The 6,362-nt window shown below is 59.4% G+C and carries 5 protein-coding genes; 1 reads left to right on the top strand and 4 read right to left on the bottom strand.

What is annotated here, in order from left to right; genetic code table 11:
- Nucleotides 1–279: 279 nt before the first annotated feature.
- Nucleotides 280–1,416 carry a sulfate/molybdate ABC transporter ATP-binding protein gene (locus tag AC1DUU_RS20195; RefSeq protein WP_476785181.1) on the bottom strand — a complete coding sequence of 379 codons (1,137 nt, stop codon included), beginning with the start codon at nucleotides 1,414–1,416 and terminating at the stop codon, nucleotides 280–282.
- A 347-nt stretch (nucleotides 1,417–1,763) separates the two neighbouring features.
- A complete protein-coding gene (locus AC1DUU_RS20190) occupies nucleotides 1,764–2,600 on the bottom strand; it encodes a sulfotransferase domain-containing protein (RefSeq protein ID WP_476785180.1) in 837 nt (278 codons plus the stop codon).
- Between the two features lie 288 nt (nucleotides 2,601–2,888).
- On the opposite strand from AC1DUU_RS20190, the gene AC1DUU_RS20185 reads away from it, so the two are divergent.
- A complete protein-coding gene (locus AC1DUU_RS20185) occupies nucleotides 2,889–4,052 on the top strand; it encodes a glycosyltransferase family 4 protein (RefSeq protein WP_476785179.1) in 1,164 nt (387 codons plus the stop codon).
- 47 nt (nucleotides 4,053–4,099) lie between these two features.
- On the opposite strand, the gene AC1DUU_RS20180 is transcribed toward AC1DUU_RS20185, so the two are convergent.
- A complete protein-coding gene (locus AC1DUU_RS20180; protein ID WP_476785182.1) occupies nucleotides 4,100–5,416 on the bottom strand; it encodes a lipopolysaccharide biosynthesis protein in 1,317 nt (438 codons plus the stop codon).
- Nucleotides 5,417–5,639: 223 nt separating this feature from the next.
- On the bottom strand, nucleotides 5,640–6,362 hold a 723-nt coding region (locus AC1DUU_RS20175; RefSeq protein ID WP_476785178.1), incomplete at its 5' end, for a DegT/DnrJ/EryC1/StrS family aminotransferase.

The following is a 6,362-nucleotide window of genomic DNA, read 5'->3' as shown; positions in this document are numbered from 1 at the left end:
GATTTCCTCGGCTTAAATGTTGCGGTGAATGTATGCCGGAAGCATAGTGATCGTGTCGCGGCCCAGTCGCGGTGCTTTAAGGACTTTGCGTCGGCCCGCTTCTCCTATCATCGCTGAGAAGCGTTCGCCCGTTTGCGGCCAGCTCCAGTTGCGAAGTACGCTTGCTGCCCCTTTATTCCAATCGACGTTCTCGAGCGGCCCGTCCGTACAGTCCGGTGCAAGCTCCTTAGTCTGCATTGCAGTTCGCTGGGCTGGCCTTGAGTTTGGATTTTCACAACGTCAGCAACGCGACGTTGAATCACTTTGAAGTCCGCGCTGACGAGGGAGAAGGACACAGCGCAAGTGCGTTAAACTTGGTTTTGCACAAAGAGCATGCTCTGTCTGACGCCGGAACACCTTCCAGTTCTTTGGCCTGAAGGTGATCGTCGCCCTCTCACAGTCCGGATGCGAGCCCGGAATTTCGATCTCCACGCGCTGCCCGCCGTCCCCGACGTCCAGTTCGACAAGGCGGGCGCCGGCGACACGCCGGATTGCCGTCATGGTTCCGCAAATGCAGCAATCTGCACCTTCCTTCAGATCGATGTCGTGCGGCCGAAAATAGAGAATGGCTTCACCGTTAGGCGCGTCGGGCGCCGAAATGCCGATGTTGCGGCCGGCGATCCACAGTTCGCCGCTTTCGACTCGCACCAGCAACGAGCTCGACTCGCCCACGAAGGAAAAAACGAAGGGCGAATTCGGCGTGTCGTAGATCTCATCAGCGGTGCCAACTTGCTCGATTCGTCCTTGGCTCATCACGACGACGCGGTCGGCAAGCTCAAGAGCCTCGCCTTGGTCATGGGTGACGAAGACAGTTGTATGACCGGTCTTCTCGTGGATCTCGCGCAGCCAGCGGCGTAGCTCGCGCCTTACCTGGATGTCGAGCGCGCCGAACGGTTCGTCGAGCAAAAGCACGCGCGGTTCGATGGCCAGCGCGCGCGCCAGCGCCACGCGTTGCCGCTGGCCACCGGAAAGCTGCGCTGGGAAACGCTTTTCCAATCCGGTCAGGTGAACCAGGTCGAGCAAATCCGACACGCAGCGCCTGATCTCAGCGTCCGGCGGGCGGTTGCGGCGCCTCACTTTCAAGCCGAAGCTGATATTGTCGGCGACCGTCATGTGGCGGAACAGGGCGTAGTGCTGGAAGACGAAGCCGACATTTCGCTCTTGCACCGTCTTTAGCGAGGCATCCTCTTCGCCGAAAAAAATCGTGCCGGTGGTAGGCTGCTCAAGCCCGGCAATCAATCGCAAGAGCGTCGTCTTGCCGGAACCCGACGGTCCAAGCAGTGCGATAAGTTCACCTGAGCGAATGTCGAGCGAGACATCGTGCAAGGCTGGAAATCCGCCAAATTCCTTGCGCACATTGGAAACGCGGACCTCCATTTCCACCCCCGTTCTTTACTGCCCGCGTGTTGTGGCACTGGGCGCCAAAGCGTTTTCAGAATAAGTGACGAGTTCGTGACGGCCGGGGCAACGATAGAGTTTTGTTCAGAAATCCCCCCATCCAGATGACCCCCGGACTCACCGTGAACCGCGGTCCAATTGCAATGAAAGTGTTGCCATAAACTCCCTTCGTGTGCCGGCGCTCACATCTCATTATCGCTCGTCGCCGCCAATCCGCCTATTGGACGGTACCGTCGCGGAATGCCGATCAGTGTGACGCAAGCGGTACCGACTGCTTCTGGCGGGCAGGCCTGTCTCCATGCAGACGTTTGTCGTTACAGTGGCCGTCAATGCGCCGCCCCCGGGTGCGCATCAAGAAGCCGTCGATGGTGCTGCGTGTCGCGCCATACAATCGCCATGGCCGTGCCAGCCAGCAGCCGCTTTGCTTCGGGTCGCAGCTTGCGGAAGCAGGTTTCCTCGATCAATCGAATCTGTTCGGAATCGAGATAGGCCGCAAATCCGCCGACTTGGCCGCGTCGCATGCGCAGGCTCTCTTCATCACTTCGGTCGTAGTCGTGCGACGGTAGTCCCATCGACAACTCCTGTCTTTTCATGGAACTGAATCGACTAGCATCCACCGCTTTGGCGAGCTCCGGCAACTTGACCTTGCAACCAAGGAACGACAGCACTTTCGCTGTTTCCTCAAAGGTATCGGAGGTCAAATTTTCATAGCTCAGCACATAGGTCTTGCGGTTGGCGACGCCCATCGACCAGCTGTTCAGATACTGTACCAAGGCAGGCAGGCCGCGCTGTCGATCCACGATGAATTGCCACATGTCGCCTTGGAAGCTGAGCTTCTGGCGTGTGGCATGAAAGTAGCTGGAGACGATAACGTCGCGTGGGTCGCGTACCATAAAGATGACAGGCCGGTTTAGAAACAGCCGTCTTTGGTAGCCGAAATGACTTACCGGGATGAGAGGCATGTCGGGTTGCAACTCGCCGAAGGCAAATGCCGGAAGCCCCCTGACTGGGTCTCTGTCGAAATTTGGTAACACTTTGAACATGCTGTGGAGATCGACTTCGATGCCGAGGTTGAAGGCGTTGGCAAAATAGTTCGACAGGACGAAACGAAACCAGGTCCGGCCTGATTTTGGATAAGAAACTAGGAAGGCGTCGGCCTTCATGGCCTTTGTGGCCAGATAGAGCGGCCTCGTAGCGCGGTGCCAAATACGCCCAGGAAGATTATGCATTCTTGCCTTCCGCTCTACGGCCGACAATACTGTGGCCCCTCAATCAGCCATGATCCAAGCGGTAATGCAGGTCAGGAAAAACCGAATTTTTCGCTGCGGATGCCCATGCTAAAAGTCGCGCTCGGAAGCGACCAGAGCTGCGTCAGCGATGTGGCGACGCGTGCGACCAGGAAATCGATTTATGGTGGTTCGTGTCGGGTGACCCAGATGATAGCGCGACAAATGAACGGCAACATCAACGGCTCTGGTATAGGCGACAGTGCTGCGGCATTGCCAGAAGGTTGGGCCGCCAACCGCCAGGTTGGTGTCGTGATCGTCCTGCCAGCGCTTGGGGCGGGTGGCAGCGAGCGTGTCGTCAGCTCGATCGCCAATCATTGGGCCGAGCGCGGCTGCAAAGTCGCGGTCATCACACTGGAGCGCCGTGGCACGCCGCCCTATTACAAGATCGATCCGGGCGTGGACGTGATCCACCTCGACCTCCCAAATCGCCGCACCGGCCCGCTGCGTGGGGCTTGGCTAGCTGCAAACCGCATGCTTCGGCTTCGCCGCCAGTTGCTTCGGCTGGCACCAGACGTTGTCATCAGTTTTCTGACGCGAACCAACATCCTTTCGTTGCTGGCGGCAAAAGGCACCGGCATTCCCGTGGTCGTGTCGGAACGCAACAATTCCGAACTGCAGACCTGCGGGGCCGCTTGGGGCTGGATGCGCAAGCAGCTCTACCCCACATCTTTTGGCCTGGTCACAATGACCAATGGGGCGATGGACCTTTTCCCGCGGCGGCAACGCCCACGCAGCTGGGTCATCCCGAACGAGGCAAATTTGCCCGTCGATTTGCATTTGCGGCGTGGGCAGCGAATTCTCGCGGCGGTGGGGCGGCTCGTACCCCAAAAGGGATTTGACCTGCTGCTGGAGGCGTTCGCCCGCATCGCTCGCGCTCACCCCGATTGGACCTTGGTGATCTGGGGCGAGGGGCCGGAACGTGCCGCGCTTGAACGACAGCGGTGCGCACTCGCCTTGGACAGTCGCGTGCAGTTTCCCGGGGTAAGTGAACGGCCGGGGGGCTGGATCGAGACCGCCGACGCCTTTGTACTGTCGTCGCGCTACGAAGGGTGGGGTATTGTGCTAGTGGAGGCCATGGCGGCCGGGCTGCCCGTCGTTTCTTTCGATTGCCGGTTTGGGCCGAGCGATATGGTTACCCACGAAGAGGATGGCCTGCTCGTACCAAATGGGGACGTCGAAGCGCTCTCCACAGAGCTTTCACGGCTGATGGGCAATGAGGCGCTGTGTATCTCGCTCGGGCAGGCCGCCGCGAAGTCGGCCCGTCGATTTTCGCGCGAGCGCGTAATGGCGCGGTGGGACGAAGTGGTTAGTTCGGCTATCGAGTGAGACCGCTGGTGATATCCGCGCGCTACCGGGTTGGAGTCAATTGTCCGTCAATCGCAGCCCTTGTGCGAAGCGGGTTGTAAAACCGGGGTCGAGGAAATTTTTAGTGCCTTGCGATAGACCAGCATTAGGGCGGTCAGCCAAACGGCGGACATCGAGACATGGGCGACGTTTGCGCCCATTGCTCCAATCAGGGGGATGGCTGTCAGCGCGGTGATGTGGAACACCAAAGTTGCGCCAAGCACTATCTTGAGGACGGCGGGCTGTCGCCCCATCGCGAGCAGGGCCGTGCGTACAGCGCTACCGCTCAGCGTCATCCCAACGGCGATCATCTGCACGGTGGCCAGCGGCGCGACAGCTATGAATTCTGCGCCGGCGGTCCAGCGCAGCACCGGCTCGATGCAGAGCCAGGTGCCCACCACCATCGCAACTCCGAACGATAAGAGCAGTATTTCCATTTGCAGGATCGTGCGGCGAAACGAGGCTAGGTCCTGTTTTGCCCACAGGCGTGCCACGTCAGGGTAGAGGACGGCTTGGACCTGAACCCCGCACTGAACAACGACGCGGCCCAAGCGTTTGGCAATGTGATAAAAGCCTGCCGCAGTCGGTCCAGCTAGGGCGCCTACGATCAGCGTGTCGAACTGGGCACTGGAACGTATCGTCAGTTCAACATTGCTGCCGATCGTAAAGGCCCAAAGTCCTTTGAAGCGTGTCGATATGCCGGAGAGCGGCGCGGACAGCAGATGATGCACTCCCTGCCGGTGTATTTCGACGAAAGCAAGGGTCAGGAATACCAATGCTCCAAAGATTTGAGTGACGGTCCATACAATGACGAAATACATAAGCCCAGCGCTTGTCAGCAATCCGATCAAGCACAGCACCAATCGCAAAATGGTGTTCAGTTGCGATCCGTAAGCCACCAGCCAAAACCGGCCGGCGAGCCGCATGACTGCTGTTGGGAACCCGTTGATTTGAAATATCAGTGTCGTCGAGTAGATCAGAACCAGCAGCACGGCTCCCTTGCTGACACCAAACAACGGTCCGAAGAGCAAAACCAGACCTACTGCGAGCACAAAGGCTGTGACAGCGGCGGCGACGTCCACCAGCAGTCCGAATTTGAGCAGCGAACGGTAGTCGTCGTGTTGACCCGCCTCCTGGAGTTCCGCGCCGTATTTGATCAGGGGTTGCCATGATTGGAAGCCCACCAAAAGCTGGATCACCCGACCGTAGCTATACGCCAGCGCCAGCACGCCATAGTCCGTGGGACCCAGGGCGCGGGCGGTGACGACGAAGGCGATCATTCCGATGATCGAGCCAAAAAGACTGCCGGTTAGCAGGTGCCCTATATTGATGAGACGGGTGTGCAGAATTGTTTCTTCTCGCCATCCCTGCAGGATGAGCCCACCAAAAGCGCGAACTGCCGCCGCTAACGGTAAGCGGCGCCCATTCCGCGTCAGGCGTTGCTGAGGCTTGGCACAATCGTCAAGTGAGCCGGGCAAGTCCGATGTCACTCTCTCTCTCTCTCTCTCTTTCTCTCCAGGCTGGCGCGGTTGCAAGTGCAATCGGTTAGCCCGCGCCGTCGCGTATACGCTAATCGCCGGCCCGGCGAGCCGCTCTGCCGCCATATCCAGGACGGGGACGTCCGTCCTGTTCGCCCTTCGGCAATCGCATCCATGTATTGACGGGGACTGCAGCCGACCAATCGTCACCCAAGCTCGACTCGTCGGTCGCGTGCTGCATCACGGACGTGACGACTGAGGCGGTCCGGTGCATTGACGTCAGGCTCTGGCACGGGTCCACCAGGAATGCGAGGCTGGTAGCGCCCAATAGGGCTGCCGTGGGGAGCGGATCGGCAGGCACGAAGCCTCGATCGACGAAGGCTTTCTCGCGATAGATTTCAGAGCAGCTGCCGCTGAAACAGCCGACCCCGGCTGCGGTGATTGCCCGCATGATCCTGTCGCGGTTCCATCGCCGCTTCAGCCGCTCCGGCCTCACGAAAGTGTAAACGCGATACCATGCATGTCGAATGTGCGGCGGCGGCACAGGCGTCCGCAAACCGGGAAGGTTTTGGAACGCAGCCGTCAGGATGGCGGCGTTCGTGGCGCGCTGGCCGTGCCAGGCAGGCAGTCGCTCAAGCTGCCTGAGACCGATCGCCGCCTGAATTTCCGTCATCCGATAGTTGGAGCCGAAGCTTTCGTGTAACCAACGAAAGCCAAGTGGGTGAGGGTGTGAAAACACCACGGTGTGGGATTTGCCGTGGTCTTTCAGGCTCCAGGCGCGCCGCCATATAACCTCGTCATCCATGGCCAATAG

This window comes from Aminobacter sp. P4_H6_2, from assembly GCF_056400805.1.
The sequence above is the reverse complement of the archived record's forward strand: the minus strand, read 5'-3'. Positions and strand labels throughout refer to the sequence as shown.